This window comes from Streptomyces sp. NPDC043680, from assembly GCF_056436685.1.
Map to the genome: position 1 here is coordinate 176,389 of NZ_JBWKCE010000004.1, position 24,123 is coordinate 200,511.

Annotated in this window: 20 protein-coding genes; 10 read left to right on the plus strand and 10 right to left on the minus strand. The window is 74.0% G+C overall.

Annotated elements, in window-relative coordinates; all coding sequences use genetic code 11:
- Positions 1-298 precede the first annotated feature (298 nt).
- The 3 genes from AC0666_RS10515 to AC0666_RS10525 form a co-directional block, all read right to left on the minus strand.
- Positions 299-2,179, minus strand: a complete 1,881-nt coding sequence (locus AC0666_RS10515; RefSeq protein WP_468963612.1) for an ATP-binding cassette domain-containing protein — start codon at positions 2,177-2,179, stop codon at positions 299-301.
- Between the two features lie 367 nt (positions 2,180-2,546).
- Positions 2,547-2,888 carry an avidin-fold protein gene (locus AC0666_RS10520; protein WP_468963613.1) on the minus strand — a complete coding sequence of 114 codons (342 nt, stop codon included), beginning with the start codon at positions 2,886-2,888 and terminating at the stop codon, positions 2,547-2,549.
- Positions 2,889-3,047: 159 nt separating this feature from the next.
- Positions 3,048-3,386 (minus strand): hypothetical protein, encoded by a 339-nt coding sequence (locus AC0666_RS10525; RefSeq protein WP_468963614.1) that lies wholly within the window; start codon positions 3,384-3,386, stop codon positions 3,048-3,050.
- Between the two features lie 219 nt (positions 3,387-3,605).
- Here AC0666_RS10525 and galT point away from each other — a divergent pair, with 219 nt between their 5' ends.
- Positions 3,606-4,646 carry a galactose-1-phosphate uridylyltransferase gene (gene galT, locus AC0666_RS10530; protein WP_478707432.1) on the plus strand — a complete coding sequence of 347 codons (1,041 nt, stop codon included), beginning with the start codon at positions 3,606-3,608 and terminating at the stop codon, positions 4,644-4,646.
- Complete coding sequence (gene galK, locus AC0666_RS10535) at positions 4,643-5,800, plus strand: galactokinase (RefSeq protein WP_478707433.1); 1,158 nt, start codon at positions 4,643-4,645, stop codon at positions 5,798-5,800. Before galT ends, galK begins: the two co-directional genes overlap by 4 nt.
- A gap of 70 nt (positions 5,801-5,870) precedes the next feature.
- Here galK and AC0666_RS10540 read toward each other — a convergent pair whose 3' ends face one another.
- From AC0666_RS10540 to AC0666_RS10550, 3 genes are all read right to left on the minus strand, one after another.
- Positions 5,871-6,023, minus strand: coding sequence for a hypothetical protein (locus AC0666_RS10540; protein ID WP_468963617.1), 153 nt, complete (start codon positions 6,021-6,023; stop codon positions 5,871-5,873).
- Between the two features lie 483 nt (positions 6,024-6,506).
- Positions 6,507-7,370, minus strand: coding sequence for an ABC transporter permease (locus tag AC0666_RS10545; RefSeq protein WP_468963618.1), 864 nt, complete (start codon positions 7,368-7,370; stop codon positions 6,507-6,509).
- The gene (locus AC0666_RS10550) at positions 7,367-10,102 is read right to left on the minus strand and encodes an alpha/beta fold hydrolase (protein WP_478707434.1); all 2,736 of its coding nucleotides are present in this window, start codon (positions 10,100-10,102) and stop codon (positions 7,367-7,369) included. Before AC0666_RS10550 ends, AC0666_RS10545 begins: the two co-directional genes overlap by 4 nt.
- Before the next feature lie 165 nt (positions 10,103-10,267).
- On the opposite strand from AC0666_RS10550, the gene AC0666_RS10555 reads away from it, so the two are divergent.
- The 5 genes from AC0666_RS10555 to AC0666_RS10575 all read left to right on the plus strand — a co-directional run bounded on the left by AC0666_RS10555 (position 10,268) and on the right by AC0666_RS10575 (position 14,308).
- On the plus strand, positions 10,268-11,809 hold the full coding sequence (locus AC0666_RS10555) for an ATP-dependent DNA ligase (protein WP_478707435.1): 1,542 nt from the start codon (positions 10,268-10,270) through the stop codon (positions 11,807-11,809).
- 58 nt (positions 11,810-11,867) lie between these two features.
- The gene (locus AC0666_RS10560) at positions 11,868-12,542 is read left to right on the plus strand and encodes a helix-turn-helix domain-containing protein (RefSeq protein WP_478707436.1); all 675 of its coding nucleotides are present in this window, start codon (positions 11,868-11,870) and stop codon (positions 12,540-12,542) included.
- Between the two features lie 24 nt (positions 12,543-12,566).
- Positions 12,567-12,683, plus strand: coding sequence for a DUF6126 family protein (locus AC0666_RS10565; RefSeq protein WP_356846189.1), 117 nt, complete (start codon positions 12,567-12,569; stop codon positions 12,681-12,683).
- A 66-nt stretch (positions 12,684-12,749) separates the two neighbouring features.
- Entirely contained in the window at positions 12,750-13,832 is a 1,083-nt protein-coding gene (locus AC0666_RS10570) for an NAD(P)H-dependent amine dehydrogenase family protein (protein ID WP_478707437.1), read from the plus strand.
- Positions 13,829-14,308: a carboxymuconolactone decarboxylase family protein gene (locus AC0666_RS10575; protein WP_468963623.1), complete on the plus strand. Its 480-nt coding sequence runs from the start codon at positions 13,829-13,831 to the stop codon at positions 14,306-14,308. Before AC0666_RS10570 ends, AC0666_RS10575 begins: the two co-directional genes overlap by 4 nt.
- A 103-nt stretch (positions 14,309-14,411) precedes the next feature.
- Here AC0666_RS10575 and AC0666_RS10580 read toward each other — a convergent pair whose 3' ends face one another.
- From AC0666_RS10580 to AC0666_RS10595, 4 genes are all read right to left on the minus strand, one after another.
- A complete protein-coding gene (locus AC0666_RS10580) occupies positions 14,412-16,061 on the minus strand; it encodes a GMC oxidoreductase (protein ID WP_478707438.1) in 1,650 nt (549 codons plus the stop codon).
- Positions 16,062-16,152: 91 nt separating this feature from the next.
- Positions 16,153-16,395 (minus strand): DUF6629 family protein, encoded by a 243-nt coding sequence (locus AC0666_RS10585; RefSeq protein ID WP_478707439.1) that lies wholly within the window; start codon positions 16,393-16,395, stop codon positions 16,153-16,155.
- Entirely contained in the window at positions 16,392-16,484 is a 93-nt protein-coding gene (locus AC0666_RS10590; protein WP_468963626.1) for a DUF6629 family protein, read from the minus strand. The genes AC0666_RS10585 and AC0666_RS10590 overlap by 4 nt, the downstream gene beginning before the upstream one ends.
- An 84-nt stretch (positions 16,485-16,568) precedes the next feature.
- Positions 16,569-18,122: an MFS transporter gene (locus AC0666_RS10595; protein WP_478707440.1), complete on the minus strand. Its 1,554-nt coding sequence runs from the start codon at positions 18,120-18,122 to the stop codon at positions 16,569-16,571.
- A gap of 230 nt (positions 18,123-18,352) precedes the next feature.
- Here AC0666_RS10595 and AC0666_RS10600 point away from each other — a divergent pair, with 230 nt between their 5' ends.
- The 3 genes from AC0666_RS10600 to AC0666_RS10610 all read left to right on the plus strand — a co-directional run bounded on the left by AC0666_RS10600 (position 18,353) and on the right by AC0666_RS10610 (position 24,102).
- Positions 18,353-21,892, plus strand: a complete 3,540-nt coding sequence (locus tag AC0666_RS10600) for a S8 family serine peptidase (protein WP_478707441.1) — start codon at positions 18,353-18,355, stop codon at positions 21,890-21,892.
- 96 nt (positions 21,893-21,988) lie between these two features.
- On the plus strand, positions 21,989-22,723 hold the full coding sequence (locus tag AC0666_RS10605) for a serine hydrolase domain-containing protein (RefSeq protein ID WP_468963629.1): 735 nt from the start codon (positions 21,989-21,991) through the stop codon (positions 22,721-22,723).
- 110 nt (positions 22,724-22,833) lie between these two features.
- Positions 22,834-24,102, plus strand: a complete 1,269-nt coding sequence (locus tag AC0666_RS10610) for a cytochrome P450 (RefSeq protein ID WP_468963630.1) — start codon at positions 22,834-22,836, stop codon at positions 24,100-24,102.
- Positions 24,103-24,123: the final 21 nt, after the last annotated feature.

A 24,123-nucleotide genomic window follows, 5' to 3' on the forward strand; every position in this document is an offset into this window, starting at 1 on the left:
GAGGTCGAGGAGGACGTCCCGGTACCACAGCGGCGTCGGGGCGGCTCCCGGCAGACCGGTGTCCCCGAGCGGGACGACCGCGCGACCAGTGCCGCACGGCGGGGGCGCCGACGCCCCCGCCGTGCGGCGGACGCCGCCTAGTGCTGTGGCCGGCAAGGTTTGCCGGGTCGCGTTGTCCGGTGCGGTGCACCGCAAGGCGGAGGCCCGCGGCTCGTACTGGACGTACTTGCGTGGTCCGACAACGCAGCGAGGTGTCGTGCCGGGCGGCGCGACCCGGTGGACCTTTCCGGTCACAGCACTAGCGGTCCTGGGAGAGACGGACGAGTTCGGCGAAGGAGCCGCCATTGCGGACGAGTTCCTCGTACGTGCCCTGTTCGGTGATCCGGCCGGCGTCGAGGACGATGATGCGGTCGGCGAGGCGGCAGTTCTCCATGCGGTGGGTGACGATGACCGTGATGCGGTCGTCCTTCATGTCGCGCAGCCCGGAGAAGACCATGTGCTCGCCCCGGGGGTCCATGGCGGAGGTCGGCTCGTCCATGACGAGCAGGCCCGGCCTGCGGTGGAAGGCCCGGGCACACGCGATGCGCTGCCACTGGCCGCCGGAGGGCTCGTGACCGCCCCACAGGGAGCGGGCCAGCAGGGTGTCGAGGCCGCTCGGGAACGCCGCGACGGTGTCCTTCATGCCGACGGCGGCGAGGGCGTCCCAGACCGCCTCCTCGCCGCGGGGGTCGGGTTGGCCGAGGGTGATGTTCTCGCGGGCGGAGAAGGGCCAGTACCCGTAGGACTGGGTGACGAGCCCGACGTGCCGCCAGGCGGAGCGCTGGTCGGCGTCGGCGGTCGGTACGCCGTCCCAGGTGACCGTGCCGGTGGTGGGGGCGGTGAGGCTGGTGAGGAGGCGGATGAAGGTGGACTTGCCGGCGCCGTTCTCGCCGACGAGGGCGACGACCTCGCCGCGGTGGAGCGTGAGGTCGACCGGTCCGAGCGCGGGGCTGTCCTTGCCCGGGTAGGTGTACGTGGCCGCCTCAAGGCGGATCTTCCCCGGGGCCTCCAGCTCCTGGGGGCCGCGCGGCCCGGACTGCTCGGCTGCCTGGCGGATGAAGGCGGCGTAGTCGCCGAGGTAGAGGGCGTGTTGGAACATGGCGGCGCCGTACACCACGAGCTGCGACAGGGCGGCGGTGGAGGTGCGCATGGCGACGATCGCGGTACCGGCGGCTCCGAGTGCCATGTAACCGCCGACCACGAGCGCGCCGAGGCAGGCCCAGGTCAGGACGGTGAAGAGGCCGGAGACCACCGCGGCGGTGAGGTGGACGGCCAGGTAGCGGGGCGCGGAGCCGACCATGGTGGAGTCGATCCGGGCGCAGACGGCGGCGTACCAGTGGTGGGCGTACGGGCGCATGCTGTTGCCGCGCAGCTCGTCCGCGAGCTTGGGGGTGGTGAGGTGCCAGCGCATCATGTGGCGGATGTTGCGCGAGGCGACGGTCTCGTTGTGGAGGCGGTAGTCGAGGCGGGCGGCGAAGACGGAGCCGAGGCCGCGGGGGATGACCGACAGCAGGAGCAGGGGCAGCAGCACGGGGTGGACGACGGACAGGACCGACGCGACGGCGACCATGTCGATCAGGCCGCCGGAGAAGCCGAGCGCGTCCTGCAGCAGCATTGCGGAGCGCGCGGATCCGGTTTCGGCGGCCTCGGAGCGCTCGGAGAAGTCGGGGGCGTCGTAGGCGGACAGCTCGACGTCCATGTGGGCGTCGACCATCGCCAGATCGGCGATGGTCGACATGCCGGGATTCAGGCGCCGGGCGGCACTCCCGGACGCGAGGGAGGCCAGCGCCCCCAGGGCCGTCATGGCCGCTGCGGCGGCGAGCGGCCAGGCGGCGCCCGTGACGCGCTCCTCGACGGTGCCGGCGGCGAGCAGAGGGCCCATGGCCCGGGAGACGGCCGTGAGGGCGGCGGCGGTGCAGACGCCGCCGAGTACCTGGGCGCAGACGAGCCAGACGAACGCGGTCCGGTTCACCGCCCAGGCCAGCCGGGCGGTCTGGGCGAGCGCGGCCGGCACCCGGCGGGCCATGTCGACCAGCGAGAGCTGTTCCATGGTCTTGTTGTGCTGCCCCCAGGCGTACGTGAACTCCGGGGGCGCGGGCAGGGCAGCGGCTTTCGGTTCCTCGGCTTGCTTCCGGGCCATGGTGTTCCTCCTCCAACTCGTCGGTGAGGGAAGTCGCTCCGCCCCCTCGGACGGCGGCATGACGAGGAGACCCCTGCCTCCAGGGGCGGAGGCCGGGGCGGGTGCGCCGGGGGAGCGGAGGAGTGAGTACACAGCAGCCCGGAGGGTGGAGCAGCGCGATCCGGCCGACCTGGCGGGTGTGGGGGCGCCGGTGTGCCGACGGGGTGGGTCGGGGTCCGGCCGCAGCGCGGGGGCGGCGATTGGCCGGAACCGGCCGGTGGTGGGGGCGGTCGCCGGAAACCGCTTGCGGGGGCGCGGTCGTCCGGCTGTGACCGGCGGCGGTCGGTGGCGGTCGCCAGGCAGCCCGGATCCGCTGAGATCCGAGGCCTCAGGCAGGCAGCTGCTCGACCACGCTGGTGCCGCTGCCCTGATGGGACTCCCACGTCCACGTCTCCGCCAGGCGGAGCCGGCCGTCGGGGAGTTCCGTCACGAGCGAGGTGCAGTGCCCGGACGCGGTGGTGCCGTCGTGCCGGAGCTGGACGTAGCGGAAGTCGAGCCCATCGCCGGAGCGGGTGCCGACCAGGTGGCCCCTGGCCACGTCGCCACCCGAGTACTCGGCCCAGATCCGGTCGCCTTGTTCGTGGTACACGAACCGGGTCTCCCGGCCGACCTGGCCCGGCGCCTGGTCGGCGACCGGGGCGAAGACGAGGCCGTCGAGCGAGCGCGCCATGGGTGACTCCTGGGTAACGGGGCCGGGTCCGGACTGCCCGACGACCTGGGCGGGGTGCCTCCTCACCCTAAGCGGCATGTCCAGGACAGCCGCACGGCGTCGGCGTCGGCGCCGGCGCGTGCGGTGCCGGTGCATGCGGCACCGGCGCGCGCGGCGCCGTCAGGGCTCGAACGGGGTGTCGCTCCACCGGAACCGCGCCTCGTCTCCTTCGATGTGCAGCAGGAACTCGGCGACCGGGCCGGTCGGAGAGACCAGGGTGAGCCTCCGCGCAATCGACGCGTAGACCTCGTCGAACCGCTCGAAGTCCTCCTCCGCCAGCACGGCGCGGGCCTCGTCGAACCAGGGCTTGAACACCGCGAACGCAGGCTGCGGGGTGAAGCGGCCGCTCAACCACGGGAAGTCGAACCCCGCGATCGCGATCTCGCCCACGAGCTCCCGGCCGTGTTCCTGCCCCCACCGGCGCTCCAGCCGCCATACCTGACCGTCGTCACGTCCCATTCCGCCCCGCCCCTTGTGTCGCCGGCACCTGAAACCCCGGTCCTGTCGTCAAGGTAGCGCCGGTGGGACCCGCGCGGCGGCCGGCCCCCGCCGACGGACCCGCTCCGCTTCGCCCGCACCCATGACCGGCCCGTTGGAGAGGAACGGCGCCCAGGCCCGCTCGTACGAGGTCGGTACCCGCCAGTGACCCAGGCGGCGGCAGTGAGAGAAGCTGGCCCCGTGAAGCGAACGAGCACCCGCCTGGCCGACGGCCGCGAGATCCTCTACTACGACACCGACGACGACGCAGCCCGCGCCATCCCCGACACCCGCCCCCTCGAAGCCTCCGCCACCACCTCCGAGGTGCGCCGCGACCCCCTCCTCGGGGACGCCGTCGTCATCGCCTCCCACCGCCAGGGCCGCACCTACCTGCCGCCCGCCGACGCCTGCCCGCTCTGCCCCTCCACCGAAGGCCGGGCCGGCGAGGTCCCGGCCCCCGACTACGAGGTCGTCGTCTTCGAGAACCGCTTCCCCTCGCTCGCCGGCGACACCGGCCGCTGCGAGGTCATCTGCTTCACCCCCGACCACCGGACCTCCTTCGCCGAGCTCGACGAGGAGCGCGCCGCGCTGGTGCTGGCCGCCTGGACCGACCGCACGGCCGAACTCTCCGCCCGCGAGGGCGTCCGCCAGGTGTACTGCTTCGAGAACCGGGGCGCCGAGATCGGTGTCACCCTCTCGCACCCGCACGGCCAGATCTACGCGTTCCCGTTCGTCACCCCGCGCACGACCCGCATGCTCGCCACCGTGGCCGCCCACCGCGCGGCCACCGGCGGCAACCTCTTCGAGGAGGTGCTCGCCGCCGAGCGGGCCGAAGGCACCCGCGTCGTCCTCGAAGCCGAGCACTGGACCGCCTTCGTGCCCTACGCGGCACGCTGGCCGTACGAGGTCCACCTCTACCCGCACCGCCGGGCGGCCGACCTGACCGCCCTGGACGGCCCGGCCCGCGCCGAGTTCCCCCGCGTCTACCTGGAACTGCTGCGCCGCTTCGACCGGCTCTTCGGGCGGTCCGACCCCACCCCGTACGTCTCCGCCTGGCACCAGGCGCCGACCACGCGCGAGGGCCGCGCCGACTTCGCGCTCCACCTGGAGCTCTTCACCGTCCGCCGCACCGCCGACAAGCTCAAGTACCTGGCGGGGACCGAATCCGGGATGGAGGCCTACATGAACGACGTGCGGCCCGAGGACGCGGCCGCGCGGCTGCGGGAGGTGGCGAGCCGGTGAGCGGGACGGCCCAGGAGTTCAAGGAGCTGTACGGGTACCCGCCCGAGGGGGTCTGGGCGGCACCCGGCCGGGTCAACCTGATCGGCGAGCACACCGACTACAACGACGGTTTCGCCCTGCCCTTCGCCCTCCCGCAGCGCACCGAGGCGGCCGCCGCCCGGCGCACCGACGGGATGCTCAGGCTCCACTCCGCCGACACCCCCTCCGGGGTGGTGACCCTCGACCCCGCCGAGCTCGACCCCGCGCGGCCCCCGAAGGGCTCCGACGGCTGGGCCGCGTATCCGGCCGGCGTGCTCTGGGCCCTGCGGGAGGCCGGTCTTCCGGTCGGGGGCGCCGATCTGCACGTACGGTCCGAGGTGCCGGCGGGGGCCGGGCTGTCCTCCTCCGCCGCCCTGGAGGTGGCCACCGCGCTGGCCCTCACCGACCTGTACGGGATCCCGCTCACCCGCCCCGAACTGGCCGCGCTCGCCCGCCGCGCGGAGAACGCCTACGTCGGCGTGCCGTGCGGGGTGATGGACCAGATGGCCTCGGCGTGCGCCATCGACGACCACGCCCTCCACCTGGACACCCGCAGCCTCCGACAGGCGCACATCCCCTTCGATTGCGCGGCCGCGGGCCTTCGCCTCCTGGTCATCGACACACGGGTCAAGCACGACCTGGCCGACGGGGCGTACGCCGAGCGCCGCGCCTCCTGCCACGGGGCGGCCGCCGCCCTGGGCCTGCCCGCGCTGCGCGACCTCCCGTACCGCGAGCTGGAGCAGGCGCTCGCCCGCCTGCCGGACCCGGTCGCGCGCAGCCGGGTCCGACACGTCGTCACCGAGAACGAACGCGTCGTACGGGTCGAGGCCCTGCTGCGGGCCGGGCGGCTGCGGGAGACGGGACCGCTGCTGACCGAGGGACACCGCTCGCTCCGCGACGACTACGCGGTCTCCTGCGCGGAGCTCGACCTCGCGGTGGCCACCGCGAACGCGGCGGGCGCGTACGGGGCCCGGATGACCGGCGGCGGCTTCGGCGGCTCCGCGCTGGCCCTCCTCGATGCGGAGGCCGAGCCGGTGGTGACCCGGGCGGTGACGGAGGCCTTCGCCCGCGCGGGGCACGCGCCACCGCGGATCACGACGGCCGCACCCTCCGTCGGCGCGGCCCGGATCCTGTGAACCGCGTGTACCGGGATGCCGGAACTGCCGGCGGAGATCGACGTGCTCGCGCAGCCGCGGAGGTGAGCGCTCAGCCGGGAGAGCCCGTCTGGACCTCCACCTTGCCCGTGTCCGGCGAGTAGTAGGCACCGACGACGGCCAGGGCGCCCTTCTTCACGAGGGGCCCCAGGTCGGCGTTGGTCCGCAACTCGTCGGCGGTCACCTTGACCTGGTGGCGGATCATGGTGTCGACGGGGTCGGCGCCGGGGCTCTTGGCCGTCAGCTCGTACGCCGGCGCCAGCGCCTTCGCGATTCAGGCGCGTGAACGCGGCCTCGGGTGTGGCGGGCCGTGGCGGAGGAGTTGCAGTCGTGGCCTTCGCGGTACTCGGGGACGAGCATCCGGAGAGCGCGGCGGCGGTGGCCGCGAGTGCCCCGGCCAGAACGGCCCGGCGGGCCGGAAGTCCTGCTGTGTGCATCGGTGGTGCCCCTCGGTGCCGCGCCGGCGCGTCCGTACGTCGTGACGAGCGCGATTGTCCCGCCTGCCGGGGCCGTCGCCCGGCAGGCGTACAACGGCGCGGACCCCGTTGCCACGGACGGCCGACTCCCTGGGGCCGTCGGCCTGTACGAGGCCGACGCCGCCGCGCCGGTCGGGGCCACGTGGACGCCGGCGGCCCCGACCACCCGGCGGCCCCCGACCATGCGGCAGCCCTCGACCGCTTCCGGCAGGTCAGGACACGATGTCCTTGCGGGAGAAGCCCCGGAACGCGAGCGCGAACAGCACCAGCGCGTACGACACCGACACCGCCGCGCCCTTGACCATTCCGCCCCATTCCAGCTGCGGCTGCAGTGCGTCCGCCCAGGCGAACTGCCAGTGCGCGGGCAGGAACTCCCGCCAGGACCCGAGCGCGGTCACCGCGTCCAGCACATTGCCGACGATCGTCAGGCCGACCGCCCCGCCCACCGCGCCCAGGGGCGCGTCCGTCCGCGTGGAGAGCCAGAACGCCAGCCCGGCCGTCACGAGCTGCGAAACGAAGACGAACGCCACCACCAGCGCGAGCCGCGGCAGGGCCTCCCCCGCGGGAAGCGCTCCGCCGGTCGGGAGTTTCAGCGGCCCCCACCCGTACGCGGCCGTGCCCGCCGCCAACGCCACCACCGGCAGCAGCACCATCGCCGCCAGGCTGAAGCCGAGCGCCACCACCAGCTTGCTCCACAGCAGCCGCGCCCGCGGCACCGGCGAGGCGAGCAGGTAGCGCAGCGAGGACCAGCTCGCCTCGGAGGCGACCGCGTCCCCGCAGAACAGCGCCACCGGCACCACCAGCAGGAACCCGGCCGACACGAACAGGCAGGTGGCGGCGAAGTTCGCCCCCGAGGCCGTCGCCGTGTCGATGAGGGTGATCCGGCCGTCCCGGCCGCCCCGGCCGCCGTCCTGACCGCCGCCCACCGCGAACGCGATGACCATGATGAACGGGAGTGCGGCGAGCACCCCGCCCATCACCAGCGTCCGCCGCCTGCGCCACTGCCGCAGCGCCTCCACGCGCAGCGGCAGCGTGGCGCCGGGCCGGTACCCGGGAGCCGTGTCCAGGGCCGTCATGCCGCACCTCCGATCAGGGTCAGGAACGCGTCCTCCAGCCGCCGGTGCGGCCCCACCGCCGTCACCGGCACCTCCAGCCGGACGAGTTCGGCGATCAGCCAGGCCGGCGTGGCACCCTCCAGCCGTACGAGCAGCCCGTCATCGGCGGCCGTCACGGAGGCGACCCCCTCCAGGGCCGCCACCTTGCCCACGACCCCCTCGTCCACCGGCCCGGCCAGCGCGACCAGCAGCGTGTCCCCGCCGCCGGTGATCTCTGCGACCTCGCCGGCCTGCACCAGCCGCCCCCGGTCCATGACCACCAGGTGCGTACAGGACTGTTCCACTTCCGACAGCAGGTGGCTGGAGACGATCACGGTCCGGCCGCCGGCCGCGTACCGGATCATCACGTCCCGCATCTCCCGGATCTGCGGCGGGTCCAGACCGTTCGTCGGCTCGTCGAGGATCAGCAGGTCCGGCATGCCGAGCATGGCCTGCGCGATCGCGAGGCGCTGGCGCATGCCCTGCGAGTACGTGCGCACCGAGCGCTCCAGCGCGTCGCCGAGCCCGGCGATCTCCAGGGCCTCCGCCAGGTGAGCGTCCTCGGCCGGGCGACCGGTCGCCCGCCAGTACAGCTCCAGATTGGCCCGCCCCGACAGGTGCGGCAGGAAACCGGCCCCCTCGACGAACGCCCCGACCCGCGACAGCACCGGCGCGCCGGCCCGCACCGGGTGCCCGAACACCCGGATCTCCCCGGCGTCCGGCGAGATCAGCCCCATCAGCATCCGCAGGGTGGTCGTCTTCCCGGCGCCGTTCGGCCCGAGCAGCCCGAGCACCTGCCCCTTCTCCACCCGGAACGAGAGGTCCCGCACCGCGTACCGGTCCTGGGCCTTCGCATAGCGCTTCGTCAGTCCCGTGATCTCCAGCGGTACGTCGGCGAGCGCCGGGTCGGGCTGCGGTCCCCGTCCCCGCGGCCCCGCGGCCTCCCGGCCGGTCCGCCGGATCCCCAGCAGCGCCGCGGCCAGCGCCGCCGCGCCGAGCGGCAGCCACCAGGTCCACGCGGGCAGCCCCGCCGAGGCCGTCCGCACGCCCTCGGCGACCGGCACGGCGAGCGGGCCCTCCACCGCCGCGGTGTAGGTGGCCGGAGCGGCCGGGGTCGCGTAGCCCAGGTCGGTGGCCGCGACGACGAGCCGCAGCCGGTGCCCGGCCTCCACCGCATGGTCGACGGCGGGCAGCCGCAGCCGCACCGTCGTGCCCTGCCCGGCGTTCTCCACCCGTAGGGGAGCCACCAGCAGGCTCGGCAGCACCGCCTCACGTCCGTCGGGCCCCACGTCGTACACCTTGCCGAACAGGACGGCCGAGCCGTCCGCGGCCGTCGAGCTCACCTTCAAGGTGACCGTCGGTGTTCCCGTGATCCGCACCTCCTCGGTCAGCGGCTCCGACTCGAACCGGGCGTGCTGCCCGGGGAAGTCCACCGAGAGCCCCGCCCCGAAGGCGGCGAGCTGCCCGCCGATCCCGGGCAGCGAGGACATCGCGGGCGGAGCCCCGCCCGGCGGGTTCGTGAAGCGCTGCTCCCGGCCGGTCAGGGCGAACTCCCGTGGGCCGGCCGTCAGACCGGGGTAGGCGTCGCCGCTCGCGCCGCGCAGCCGGACCGCCCCGTCGGTGGAGTCGATGCCGCCCGAGCGCGAGACGCGGAAGGCAGGGCCGGCGTCGGTGCCCCCGTCACCCTTGAGGTAGCGGTCGAACCAGGCCGTCACCCGCCCCTCGATACGGGCGGACTCGCGCATGCCGCCGTCGTGGCCGCCCGAGGCCCAGTCCACGGAGACCGGGGCGCCGTTCGCCGCGACGGCCTGCGCCATGGCGTCGGCCTGGTCCAGCGGGAAGAGGGAGTCGTCCTGGCCCTGGACGACGAGGGTCGGCACCTTGATCCGCTCCGCGACCGCCGCGGGGCTGCGCCGCTCCAGCAGCGCGCGGGCCTCGGCGTCGGGCTTCCCGGCCGCCGCGACCCGCTCGTACATGGCACACAGCTCGGGCTGGAACCGGCCGCAGCCCGGGGCCGCGGACGCCTGCGGCGCCGCCCCGGCCGCCCCGGCGGCGGGCGGCACCACGGCCGACGAACCGGTGGTGAAGAAGAGGCCGGACCACAGCTTCTTGAAGACGCCCTGCGGGAAGAGGGAGTCCGCGAGGTTCCAGTACGCGATCTGCGGAGCGATGGCGTCCACCCGCCGGTCGTATCCTGCTGCGAGCAGCGAGACCGCCCCGCCGTACGAGGCGCCGGCCACCCCGACGCGCGGATCGCCGTCCCCGTCGAGCCGTACCTCGGGGCGGCGCGCGAGCCAGTCGACGAGCCGGGAGACGTCCTTGACCTCGTAGTCCGGGTCGTTCAGCCCGATCTGACCGCCCGAACGGCCGAAGCCGCGCGCCGACCAGGTGAGCACGGCGTACCCCTCCCGGGCCAGCCGCTCCGCCTGCGCGCGGACGTCGTCCTTGCTGCCACCGAAGCCGTGCCCGAGGAGCACGGCGGGACGGGTCCGCCCGCCTGTCCCGCCCGAGGTGAAGTAGGAGGTGTCGATCGCCGCGCCGGGCATCTGGAGGACCTGGTCCCTGCGGTGCACGGGCGGCCCGTCCGCGGCCGCGCCGGCCGTCCACGTCCCGGCCCCGGCGACCACGGCGAGGGCGGCGGCGCCCGCGAGCAGGCGGGTCCGGCGCCGCCGGGGCGGGTCGGGCTTCGGCAGTCGGAGCAGTCGGAGCTTCATACGGGAACCCTAAACGCCGGGTCCCCGCCCCCTGAGCGCCTCCAGGGGGACCCGGGCACCTCCTCCAGGACTACTCCAGCGGCGCCGGCGTACCGCGCCTGCGGTATCCGCCCCGTCACCTCCGCCCGACCTGCGCCCGGCGCCGGCCGGCGGGAGGATGGCGGCATGCTGTTGGCCGAGGTCGCACGCGTGTCCCGGGAGGTCGCCGAGACCTCCGCCCGTTCCCGGAAGACCGCCCTGCTCGCCGAGCTCTTCGCCGCCGCGCCGCCCGACGAGGCCGGGCTCGTGATCGCGTACCTCGCCGGGCGCCTTCCGCAAGGCCGTCCCGGCATCGGCTGGCGCACGCTCAGCCGGGACGTCGAGCCCGCCGAGCGGCCCACCCTGAGCGTCCGGGCCGTCGACGCTGCGGTGACCGAACTCGCCGCCGTCGCCGGGGCGGGCGCCCAGGCGGCGCGACAGCGGATCGTGGACGCCCTGTTCGGCGCCGCCACCGCACCCGAACAGCGGTTCCTGCGCAGCCTGCTCTCCGGGGAGGTACGCCAGGGAGCGCTGGACGCAGTGGCCCTGCAAGCGGTGGCCGCGGCGGCCGGAGTACCGGCCACAGAACTGCGCCGGGCCGTGATGCTGGACGGCTCGCTGCCCCGGGTCGCGGCGGCGGTCCTGGCCGAGGGCGCGGAGGCGCTGCGCGGGATCACCCTGCGGGTCGGGCAGCCCGTCCAGCCCATGCTGGCGAACACCGCCCGGTCGGTCGCCGCGGGGCTGGCCGCGCTCGGTCCCTGCGCCGTGGAGGAGAAACTCGACGGGATCCGGGTCCAGGTGCACCGGGACGGTGACGACGTACGCGTCTACACCCGCTCCCTGGACGAGATCACCGGCCGCCTGCCGGAGGTGGCGGAACTGGCACGGACGTTCACGGGGGAGCGCTTCATCCTCGACGGCGAGGTGATCGGTCACACGCCGGACGGCCGGCCGGTGCCCTTCCAGGAGATCGCGAGCCGGGTCGGGTCCCGCCTGGACGTCGCCGCCGCCCGGCAGATCCTGCCTGCCGCCGCGTACTTCTTCGACGTGCTGGCCGTTGGCGACGGCGCGGTCCTCGACCTGCCGCTGCGCGAGCGGTACGCGGAGCTCGCCGCGCTCGTGCCGCAGTCCGCGCGGGTACGCCGGCTGGCGGTCGAGGACCCGGCGGCGCAGGAGGCCGAAGCCGAGGAGTTCCTCGCCGAGAGCCTGCGCCGCGGCCACGAGGGGGTCATGGTCAAAGCGCTCGACTCGGTGTACGCGGCCGGACGGCGCGGCAAGAACTGGCTCAAGGTCAAACCGGTGCACACCCTGGACCTGGTGGTGCTCGCCGTCGAACGCGGCCACGGGCGGCGCACCGGTCTGCTGTCGAACCTGCACCTGGGGGCGCGCGCCGCCGACGGCACCTTCGCCATGCTCGGCAAGACCTTCAAGGGGCTCACCGACGAGATGCTGCGCTGGCAGACCGAACGGCTGGGGGAGCTAGCGGTGGAGGACGACGGATTCACCGTGCGGGTGCGGCCCGAACTGGTGGTGGAGATCGCCTACGACGGGCTCCAGCGCTCCCCGCGCTACCCGGCCGGGGTCGCGCTGCGCTTCGCCCGGGTGCTGCGCCACCGCCCGGACAAGAGCGCGGCCGAGGCGGACACGGTGGAGACGGTGCTGGGCCAGAGCGCCCGGACCGAGCCGTAGATTTGCCTCAGAGGCAAGATGGTTTGCCAGACAGGCAACTCTCTGGCTGAATCGGGGCATGACACCCGGTCCCGCCCCCGGTCCCGAGGGCCCCGACGCCCCGGCCGACCCCGTCGGCAGCCCTGACGAGCTGTCCGCCGTGGCCCCCCAGCTGCGCGAACTGCGCCGCCGCGCCGGACTCACGCTGGAGGCCGCCGCCGCGCGGGCCCGGCTCTCGCCCGCCCACCTGTCCCGCTTGGAGACCGGGCAGCGCCAGCCCTCGCTGCCGCTGCTGCTCGGACTCGCCCGCACCTACGGTACGACGGTCTCCGAGCTGCTCGGCGAGATCCCCGCCGTCGCCGACCCCGTCGTACGGGCCGGCGGCCCGGGCGCCCGGGAGGCCGACGGCTGGACGTACTGGCAGGCAGGCGGCTCCGGCCGCGGGATGCAGGCCCTGCGGGTGCACGTGCCCCGCGGCCGGAGCCAGGGCGAGCTGGTCCGCATCCATCCCGGGGAGGAGTGGCTCCACGTGCTCAAGGGGCGGCTGCGGCTGCACCTGGGGGAGAGCGAGTACCTGCTGGAGCCCGGGGACAGCGCGCACTTCGACTCACTCACCCCGCACCGGATCGGTGCGGCCACCGCAGCAGGGGCCGACCTGCTGTTCGTCCACACGCTGCTGCAGGCCGGCCTCGCCGGCCTGTGCCTCGGCGGCGGCAGCACCGGCACCGCTGCCGGCCCGGCCCCCCGCCCCTGACCACCAAGGAGCTCTTCCGTGCACATGCAGTCCAAGTTCCCCCGCGGTCTGGTGATCCGGCTGATCGCGTACTTGTTCGTCGGCCACCTCTTCGCCTTCTTCGTCTATCTGCTGTTCGTCCTCGGTGCCCGGAACCAGTGACGCGGGCGGGGGAAGTTTCCCCTCGCGGCTCTAGGAACCTGCAGGTCCTGTCGCTACCCTCCGCGCATGATTTCCACGGTTGTCTGGGGTACCGGCAACGTCGGCCGTTTGGCCATCCGTGCCGTAGCGGCCCATCCGGCGCTGGAACTGGCCGGCGTCATCGTGCACCATCCGGACAAGGTCGGCCGCGATGCGGGCCGGCTCGGCCAACTCGACCACGACACGGGGATCCTGGCCACCGACGACGTCGAAGCGGTGCTGAGCGCACGTCCGCGGGCCGTCGTGTACGCGGCGTCCGGGGACGTCCGCCCCGACGAGGCGCTCGCCGACATCACCCGGGCGATCCGGGCCGGAGCGGTCGTCGTCAGCCCCGCGCTGTATCCCCTCTACGACCACCGCAACGCCCCGCCGGAGTTCCGTGACCCGGTGGCGGCCGCCGTCGCCGAGGGCGGCGGCTCGCTGTTCGCCTCCGGAGTCGACCCGGGCTGGGGCAACGACGTACTGCCGCTGCTGCTCAGTGGGCTGGGCACCACCGTCGACGCCATCCGGTGCCAGGAGATATTCGACTACTCCACCTACGACCAGCCGGACTCGGTCCGCCTCCTCGTCGGCATGGGGCAGCCCATGGCCTACGAGCCGATGATGCTCATGCCGTCCGTCCCGAGCATGGTGTGGGGCGGGCAGATCCGGATGATGGCCCGGGCCCTCGGCGCCGAACTCGACGAGATACGCGAGACGGTGGAGCGCCGTGCGCTCGACACCACCGTGCGCACCCGCACGATGGGCGCCTTCGAGGCGGGGACCCAGGGCGCCATCCGCTTCGAGGTGCAGGGCATCGTCGGGGGCGAGCCGCGCATCGTCATCGAGCACGTCACCCGCATCCACGCCTCCTGCGCCCCCGACTGGCCGTCGCCGCCCGACGGCGGCGACGGCGCCCACCGCGTGATCATCGAGGGGCGCCCGCACATCGAGGTCACCGTCGAGGCCGTGGACGAGGGCGAGAACCGCTCCGCGGGCGGGAACGCCACCGCGGTCGGCCGGCTCGTGGGCGCCATCGACTGGCTGGTGGAGGCCGCTCCGGGCCTCTACGACGCCCTCGACGTCCCCCTGCGCCCCGCCATCGGCAGACTCGGAAGGAAACCGTCATGAGGATCGACATACCCGAGGGGCAGCACCCGATCGAGTACGTGTGGGGCGACATGGTCCCCGGGATCGGGATGGCCGCCGCCAACTTCTCACTGTCCGTGTACGCGCACACCACCCTGGGGCTGCGCGAGTTCGAGGCGGCGCGGCTGCGCGTGGCGCAGATCAACGGCTGTGCGTTCTGCCTGGACTGGCGCACGGAGCGGGACGGGGAGAAGGTCGAGGAGGAGTTCTCCGACGCCGTCACCGAGTGGCGCACCACGTACCGCTTCGACGAGCGGACCCGGCTGGCCGCGGAGTACGCGGAGCGCTACACCCTCGACCACCACAACCTCGACGACGCGTTCTGGGACCGGATGACCGCCCACTACAGCCAGTTGGAAATCGTGGAACTGACGATGAGCATCGGCTCGTGGCTGGCCTTCGGACGGCTGAACCACGTGCTCGGCCTCGACAGCGTCTGCGTACTGCCGGGGCACTGAGCGGGGTCACCGGGCGCCGCGGCGGCAAGGGTTCCGGGGCCGGTCGGTGCGTTCCGACGGCCCCGGCTGCTGTGCGCTTCGCCTGGAGGACACAGATCAGTGATCACAGATCAGTGGCGATGATCTTCTCGATGTTGCGTTCGGCGAGCGCGGTGATGGTGACGAACGGGTTCACGCTGGTGTTTCCGGGGATCAGCGCGCCGTCGATCACGTAGAGGCCGGTGTAGCCGTGCAGGCGCCCGTAGTTGTCGGTGGCCTTGCCGAGGACCGCGCCGCCGAGCGGGTGGTAGGTGAGGTGGTCGCCCCAGATCTTGTAGCTGCCGAAGAGGTCGGTCCGGTAGATCGTGCCCTCCTTCGAGTTGATCTTGTCGAAGATGGTCTTGGCCATGTCGATGGAGGGCTGCTTCCACGCGGTCTGCCAGTTCAGCTCGACGGCACCCGACGCCGCGTTGTACGTGAACTCGGCGCGGTGGGGGTTCTTGGTGATCGACAGGTAGAAGGAGGCGTAGGTCTCGATGCCGGTCGGGAGCGGTGCCACCTCGGCGAACGCGCCTCCAGCGTCCCAGTTGTCGATGCCTCCGCAGGGGATCGATGCCTGGACGTTTCCCGTCGGGTCCCACATGTGGTTGGCCCGCCCGCACATGACGTTGCCGTTGTCGCCCCAGCCCTTGCCGATCTCGCCGTTCAGGGCGGCCAGCGCGCCGGTCGCCTTGAGCCCTACGAGCAGCTTGCTGGTGCCGACGCTGCCGGCGGCGAAGAACACCTTGTCCGCGGTCACCGACTTGGTGGCCGTGGTGGTCCCGGAGGTGTCGATCTGGTCGATGACGACGGTGTAGCCGCCCGCCGCCGCGGGTCTGACGGAAGTGACCTTGTGCAGCGGGGAGATGGTGACCCGCCCGGTGGCCCTGGCCTGGGCCAGATAGGTCTTCTGCAGGGACTTCTTGCCGTGGTTGTTGCCGTAGAGGATCTCTCCGGCCACCGCGGACTTGGGGGCCGTGCCGGCGGCCTCCTGCTTCATGTAGTCCCAGTCGTACACGTCGGGGACGAAGACGAACGGGAAGCCGGAGCGTTGCGCGTGCTTGCGGCCGACCCGGGCGAACTGGTAGCAGTCGACCGTGTCGAACCAGGCCGGGTCGACGAGCCCGACCCCGAGCCCGGCGTTGGCGCGCGGGTAGTAGGTGGCGTACATCTCCTCGGCGTCCACCGTCGGCAGGATGGCGGCGAAGTTCGACCGCCTCGGGGTGACGGCCATCCCGCCGTTGACGAGCGAACCGCCGCCCACACCGCGGCCCTGGTAGACGATGATTCCTCCCATCTCCTCGGCGTCCAGGATCCCGGTGTAGCGGGGGACGTCCTTGTCGATCGGGAAGCCGAGGAAGTTGCTCAACGGCTGCTTGGTCCTGGTCCGCAGCCAGTACGCCCGCTGGTCCGGGCTCGTCGTGTTGCAGAAGATCTTGCCGTCGGAGCCGGGGGTGTCCCAGGCCATGCCCATTTCGACCATGTGCACGTCCACGCCCGCCTGGGCGAGCCGGAGGGCGGCGACGGATCCGCCGTACCCCGTGCCGACCACCAGGGCGGGTACGCGTGCGCCGTTCTCGATCGGGCCTGCCGTCTGGTTCGTGGCCGCCCGCGCGGGCCCGGCCGCGACCTGACCGGCGAGCGCGGCAGCGCCGGCAATGGAACTCGTTCTTGCCATGAATCCACGACGGGAGATCCCCTTGGAGCCGGTTTCGTGCAGGGCTTTGTCACTCATGTGACGTTCCTCACTCTCGGCGGAATGGGAACGAGTTCTACTGCTGCCCGCATGTGAAGTCACTACATACGTCTAGGTAACTTCCAGCCGGTCACGTGACGGAACGACGGCCCTGCGGGCGCCGGACCCAACCCGGTACGAGCAGGGACGCGACCACCGCGAAGGCACTCCGGGTGGAGGCGAATTCCAGCCGCCACAGCGCTGAGCAGGCCAATGCCCCGACCGTCGGCACACCGCCGAGGAGCCGCAGACGCCGGTCGCGGGCAAGCAGCAGGGCGCCGAGCGTGGCGAACAGGTAGCCCGCGAGCACCAGCGGCATCCACGGAACATTCACGCCGCGGCGGCCTCCACCAGCTGGTGCACCCCGAGCAGCACCGGCAGGGCGGCGAGGGGCAAAGCGCGGGGGCGGCGTACGCGCGTCACGCCAGACGACGCCGACGGCGGTGACGGCCGCGCCCGCCACCAGATCCGCCGTGGCGCTCCAGCACATGGCGCCGCTCCGCCGCCCTACCGCGCGCCGGGTCCCGGCGCGCCCGGACCCGGGGTGCCCGGACCGGCCGCGCCCGGCTTCGGCGGGCCCTCGTCCGCCGCGTGCCGCGGGGGTTCCAGCGGCGGGGCGTTCACGGCGCAGTACGTACGGCATTCCGGGTGGCAGGCCCCCGGCGCCGGCCGGCGTACGGTGACCCAGGCCACGGCGGCGCCCAGGACCATCGCCCCGGCGCACCACAGCATGGCCCAGCCGAAGGCGTCGTCGAACAGCTCGGCCGAGAGGTAGGCGTCGGGGCCCATCCCGGCCAGCAGCGGCAGCGCCGCCACCGCCAGCAGGCCGGCGACGCGCGCGGCCGCGTTGTTGATGCCGCTGGCCAGGCCCGCCCGCCCCGGGTCCACCGAGGCCAGCACGGTCGCCGTCAGGGGTGCGACCAGCGTCACCAGGCCCATGCCCATGACGAACATGGCCGGCAGGACGTCCCGCACGTACGAGGCTCCCGGGCCGACGCGCAGCATCAGCAGGATGCCGCCCGCGCACAGCAGCGGCCCCACCGTGAGCGGGATCCGCGGGCCGATCCGCTCCCCGAGGGCACCGGACCGGGCCGACAGCAGCAGCATCAGCACGGTCGTCGGCAGCAGCGCCGCGCCCGCGGCCAGCGCCGAGTACCCGGAGACCACCTGGAGCTGGAGCACCACGAGGAAGAAGAATCCGCCGATCGCCGCGTACACGCACAGGGTGACGAGGTTGACGGCGGTGAACTGGCGGGAGCCGAAGATCGAGGGCGGCACCATCGGATCGGCCCGGCGCCGCTCTACCCGCACGAACACACCGGCCAGGACCACACCGCCGACCGCCGCGCACACCACCGGCACGGTGGCGGAGCGGGCCTCGATCAGCGCGTAGGTCAGCAGGGCGAGAGCCGCGGCTCCCAGGGCGGCGCCGACCACGTCGAAGCGCCCGTGCGCCGTCGGATCGCGCGACTCCGGTACGTGCCGCAGGGCGACGGGCACGCACACCGCGGCCAGCGGCACGTTCAGCAGGAACACCCACCGCCAGCCGGGCCCGTCCACCAGCCAGCCGCCGAGGAACGGCCCCACGGCCGCGCCTACCCCGCCGAACCCGGACCACAGGCCGACGGCCCGCGCCCGGTCCTCGGACCGGATCGACCCCTGGATCATGGCCAGTGATCCGGGGGTCAGTAGGGCGCCGCCGATGCCCTGCAGGGCCCGCGCGGTGATCAGCACCCCGGCGTTCGGGGCGATCCCGCAGAACAGGGAGCCGGCCGCGAACCACACCACCCCGAGTACGAAGACCTTGCGCCGCCCGAACCGGTCCCCGAGGGCGCCGCCGACCAGGATCAGCCCGGCGAGGGTCAGCAGATAAGCGTTGACCGTCCACTGGAGCACGGCCAGGTCGGCGCCGAGGTCCCGCCCGATCCGGGGGAGCGCCACGTTGACGACGGTGGAGTCCAGCAGCGCCATGCTCGACCCGAGGACGGTGGTCAGCAGGATCCAGCGCCCCCGGGCCGACGCGAGCGGGACATCGGGCTCGCCGGGCGCGGGATGGGTCATGCCTTCAGGCTCGCCCGCCCGGCGCGGAAGGGCCACCCCGGGGCGGCGCAACACGGCTCAATTGGCCCCCTTGTTGTGTCCATGGCGATTCCTTCACCATGACCGCGCACCTCACGCACGTCCTGTCCGCACATCCCGCACACACCCGCACCCGGCGTACGAGGAGACCACACGTGGCCCCACGCAACAGACGACGACGCTCGCGTTCCTCACGAGGCTCCTTACGGCCCTTGCGCGCGGCGCTCGCCGCCCTCGCCGCGGCCCTGCTGCTGCCGGTCGGCGCCGGTGTCGCGGCGGCCGCGCCGGAGCCCGGCCCCGCTCCCACCGCCGCCGAACGCAAGATCGAGCCGAAACTCCGCGCCCAGCTCGACGGCTCCGCCAAAGCCGTCTTCTGGGTCTACCTCGACAGCGCGGCCGACCTCGGCGCCGCGGCCCGGCAGCAGACCCGCGCCGCCAAGGCCGAAACGGTCCTGCGGACCAAGAAGGACCACGCCGCACGCAGCCAGGCCGGGCTGATCAAGGCCCTGGACGGGGCGAACGCCGAGTACACCTCGTACTGGATCGTCAACGCCGTCCGCGTCGTCGGCAGCGAGAAGCTCGCCGGCACCCTCGCCCAGCGCCCCGAAGTCTCCCGGATCGACGCCGACGACAAGGTCGAACTCCCCAAGCCCGCCGAGGGCAAGCGGGAGCAGGCCGGCGCCGACGCCGTCGAGTGGAACATCGACCGGATCAAGGCCCCGCAGGTGTGGGACCAGTTCGGGGTCCGCGGCGAGGGCATCGTCGTCGCCAACATCGACAGCGGGGTCGACTACACCCACCCGGCGGTGAACCGCCAGTACCGCGGCAGGAACGCCGACGGGACCTACGACCACAACCACAACTGGTTCGACCCGGCCGGCGTCTGCCCCGGCGCGGCCCCCTGCGACAACAACGACCACGGCACCCACACCATGGGCACGATGGTCGGCGACGACGGCGGCGCCAACAAGACGGGCGTCGCGCCCGGCGCCCGGTGGATCGCCGCCAAGGGCTGCGAGACCAACTCCTGCTCCGAGGCCTCCCTCCTCGCCTCCGGCCAGTGGATCGTCGCCCCCACCGACCTGAACGGGCAGAACCCGCGCCCCGACCTCGCCCCGCACATCGTCAACAACTCCTGGGGCAGCTCCACCCACGACGACTGGTACCAGCAGATCGTCGACACCTGGCGCGCCGCCGGAATCTTCCCGGCCTTCTCCAACGGGAACGCCGGCCCCGGCTGCGCCACCAGCGGCTCGCCCGGCGACTACGCGAACTCCTACAGCTCCGGTGCCTTCGACATCAACGGCGCCATCGCCTCCTTCTCCTCCCGCGGCGCGGGCCCGGCCGGCATCGTCAAGCCGAACATCGCGGCACCCGGCGTGAACGTCCGCTCCTCCGTTCCCGGCGGCGGATACGAGGCCTTCTCCGGCACCTCCATGGCCTCGCCGCACACCGCCGCCACCGTGGCGCTCCTGTGGTCGGCCGCGCCCGCCCTCGAAGGCGACGTCGCGCAGACCGAGGCCCTGCTGAACGGCACCGCCCAGGACACCGACAACGGCCAGTGCGGCGGCAACGCCGCCGACAACAACGTCTTCGGCCAGGGCAAGCTCGACGCACTCGCCGCCGTGTCGGGCGCCCCGCGCGGCGCGGTCGGCGCGCTGGGCGGCACGGTCCGCTCCGGCGGGGCCCCGGTCGCCGGCGCCAAGGTCACCGCCACCGGACCGATCTCCCGCACCACGACCACCGCGGCGGACGGCAGCTACGGCTTCCCCTCCCTGTCGGTGGGTGCCTACACGATGACCGCCTCGAAATTCGGCTACGGCCAGGAGACGGCCACGGCGACGGTGAGCGAGAACGCCACCGCCACCGGCGACTTCACCCTCACCCAGGCCCCCTCCGGAAAGGTGACCGGCACCGTCTCCTCCGCCGCCGGACCCGCCGCGGGCGCCACCGTCACCGTCACCGACACGCCGGTGACCGCGACCGCCGACGCGCAGGGACGCTTCGAGCTCACCCTGCCGCACGGCACGTACGAGGTGCGGGCGGCCCACTCCTCCCGCTGCCTCACCGGCGGCAGCGCCCAGCTCGCCGTCGCGGGCGACGCCACCGTCGCCGTCACCCTGCCCGAGCGCACCGACGGGTACGGCTACGCCTGCGCCGCCTCGGGCGGCCGCCCGTACCCGGCAGGGGACCGGCAGCTCGCGCTGACCGGTGACAACACCACCGAACGCGTCGACCTCCCCTTCCCGCTGCCGCTGTACGGAAAGACGTACGGGCAGGCCTGGATCGGGACGAACGGCACGGTCAGCTTCGGCGGCGCCCACACCGGCGACATCAACGGCGCCCTCCCGAGCGCGGCCACGCCGAACGCGGCCCTCTACCCCTTCTGGGACGACCTCGTCGTCGGTGCGCCCGGCAGCGGCTCGGGCGTCTTCACCGCCGTCACCGGAACCGCCCCGCACCGGCAGTACGTCATCGAGTGGCGCGAGGTGGCCCACTGGTCGGCGCAGGGGGACAAGTTCTCGTTCACGGCGGCGATCGGCGAGGACGGCACGGTCACGTACGCCTACAAGGGGACGGGCGGGACCGGCATCAAGGGCGGCTCCTCGGCCACGATCGGCGTGGAGAACGCGACGGGCACGGAGGCCTTCGCCTACTCCTTCAACACCGCCGTCCTCAGCGACGGGCTGACCGTCTCCTTCCGCACCACCAAGAGCGGCGTGGTCGCGGGCCGGGTGCTCGACGCGAACGACGGCAAGGGCGTCGCGGGCGCCACGGTCACGGTGGGCACGGGCGACACCGCCGTGACGGCGACCACGGCGGCGGACGGCGGCTACGTCGTCCAGAGCCCGGCCGGGGCCCGCACGGTGTCTCTGACCGCCCCCGCGTACGAGTCCGCGCAGCTGGCGGTCGACGTCGCACCGGCCGCCGTCACCGTGGCCGACCGGGCGCTGCGCACGGGCAGGGTCACGGCGTCCAAGGCCGCGCTGGAGGTGGTCCTCCCGGCGGGCCAGAAGCGCACCCGCACCCTCGACCTCACCAACCCGGGCCTCGGCACGGACTTCACGGTGTCCGAGGACGCGGCCTGGCTGACGGCCACCCCCGGCACGGGGAACCTCCCCACCGGCGGCAAGAGCGCGCTCACCCTGAACGCGGACGCCGCGGGCCTGGCCCCCGGCACGGTCCTGACCACCGACCTGAAGATCACCTCGGCGAGCGGGCGGTCACCGGTGCTCACGGTGCCGGTCAAGATCGTGGTCCCCCGCTACCAGGTCGCCCTGGACGCGGGCTCCGCCTCCCCGTCCACGGACGTCCTGGGCGACGGCTGGTCCGCGGACCGTAAGTACACGGCCGGCTCCTACGGCTACCAGGGCACCTCCTCGGTGGAGTCCACCGGCCGCACCATCGCGGGAACGGACGACCAGCGGCTGTTCCGCAACGCCCGCGAGGGCATGTACGCCTACCGCTTCGACAACGTCCCGAACGGTACGTACACCGTGGAACTCGGCTTCGCCGAGCTGTCCTCGACCAAACCGAACAAGCGCGTCTTCGACGTCCTGGCCGAGGGTGCGCAGGTCCTGCCCTCCCTGGACATCGCCTATGAGGCGGGCACGTACACCGCGTTGACCCGCACCTACACGGTCACGGTCACGGACGGGGTCCTCGACCTCCGCTTCGTGACGCACACCGGCTACGGCAAACCCCTGCTGAACAGCCTCCGGGTGACCGACCGCCCTGACCGGACCTCCTGACCGCAGCGTCGGGGCCGGGGCATTCGAGTGGCCCCGGTCCCGGCGCGCGGCGGGGTGGTCCCGGCGGGCGGCACGGGGCGGTTAGCGTCGGGGACCATGACGCTTGAGAGCGGCGCGGCCGACCGGATCGGGACCGTACTGCGGTCCGCGGACCCCGGCGCCGTATGGGCGGTCGGGGGCCCGGAGGGGATCCAGGCCGGGTCGGCGAACCATGCGGACGAGGCAACTCCCTTCGACGTCGGCGCGCTGACCGCGGTCCTCGCGCTGTGGCCCGTGATCGGCAGCCTCGTCGCCGAGAAGACCCTGCGGCTGCACACCCCGCTCACCGCCTACGGGGCCGAAGCCGGCCACGGGGCCGTCGGCGCCACCACCGCCCACCACCTGCTCACCCGTACCGGCGGCCCCCCGGACCACACCGCCGCCCTCACCCGCCTCGCCGAACACCTCGGCGGCACCCCCCTCGCCGAACTCGCCGCCACCCGGATCTGGCACCCCCTCGGCATGACCGGCACGCGCTTCGCCGGCGCCGCCCTGCACGCACCCCTCGCCGACCTCGTGCGCTTCCTGAGCCACCTCCTCTCCCCGGCCGACCACCCGGTCACCCGCGCCTGGACCACCGAGTCCCTCCGGATCCGCACCGGCGAACTCACGCCCGCCCGCGGCCTCCTGTGGCACCCCGCCCCGCAGGGCGTCTGGTACCACGGCGACTCCTCCTGCGTATGGGTCTCACCCCGCCTCCGCCGCTGGGCGCTCCTGCTGCCGACCCGCCCCCCGGGGCCCCTGCGCGCCGCCTTCCGCGAGGCGGCCTTCGCCCGCCCTGCCACTCGCTGAACGGGTGCCCGACCCGGTTGGGCCGTTCCCGCAGGGCGCTCGCCCCGGGGCCGACGTACGGTGAGCTGGAAGTCACCGACCGTTGGTCCCGGCTGCGCGGAGGGATACGGATGCGCACGCTTCACGAGGCCGCCCTCGGCGTACTCAGACGCCCCGGCGGGCACGGCCGCGACCCGTCCAGGGCGGGGCCCGCCGTCACGGCCGGTCCCCGCGCGGCGGGGGCGGCGCGGGCCGGGTGCGCCGAGACCGTACGGTTCGTCGCCGGCCGCGCCCTTCCGCTCCTCGGCCGCGGCTTCGCCGGCCCCCGGCCGGTCTTCTCCCCCGACACGCTGCGCTCGCTGCGCGCCCGCCACGGCGGAGCCCCCGTCCTCGTCCGCGGGCTGACCGGGAACGTGCTCGTCCTCCTCGACCCGCAGGAACTGCGGCAGTTCTACGCCGAACCCGCCGGGGCGGTCGGCGGCCCGGTCCCGCCCGCGTGCGGAACCCTCCACGCCGTCCTCACACAGGAGGCCCGGCAGCTGACCGCCGGTGCAGTCCTGGACCTCGGACGGGTACGGGATGCGGTCGCCCGCACCGCCCGCCGCATCGTGCTCGGTGACGGGGCCGGGGGCGCCGAGGAGTTCCTCGCCCGGCCCGGCCCGCTGCGGCGGAGGGACCGGGCACGGGCTGCGCTGGCCGACGCGCACGCCCTGCCGGCCCGGGCCACCCGGCGGCTCGCCGCGGTGGGCGCCGCCGGTCCGGCCGGCCCCGCCGGCGGTGCTCTCGGTCCCGCCGGTGCGGTCGGCCGGTCCGCTGCGGACGCTGCGGGCGCCGCGGAGGCTGCGGTCCGCCCGTGGCTGCGGGCCGTGGACACCATCCCCGCGACCGTGCTGCGCACCCTGCTCCTGCTCGGCAGCCACCCCGCGGAGCAGGACGCCGCGGCGGCCGAGGCCGCCGCGGGCGGCGCCCCGGGCGAACGGCCCAGGCTGCGCGCCTGCGTCCAGGAGACCCTGCGCCTGTATCCGGCGGTGCCCGACCTGATCCGGGTCACCCGCACGGAGACCGAGTGGCGGGGCGTGCGCCACCCGGCGGGCACCGCGGTGCTGCTGCCCGCCCACTTCCACCAGCGCGATCCCGAACACGTGCCCGCCGCGCACGTCTTCGTACCCGGCCGGTGGAAGAGTCCGGGCGCCGACCGGGACATCCGGATGTCCCCCTTCGGCCACGGCCCCGGCCGCTGCCCCGGTGACCGGCTCGGGCTGCTCGTCACCACCGCTCTCTGCGCCGAGATCCTGCGCCGCACGCGCATCTCCGCCGTACGGCCGGTGCTGGACCCGCCGGGACCACTGCCGACGGCACTGGACCCGCGCGGGATCCGGCTCACCCTCACCCGCCGCTGACGCGGCTCCCGTCCCGACTAC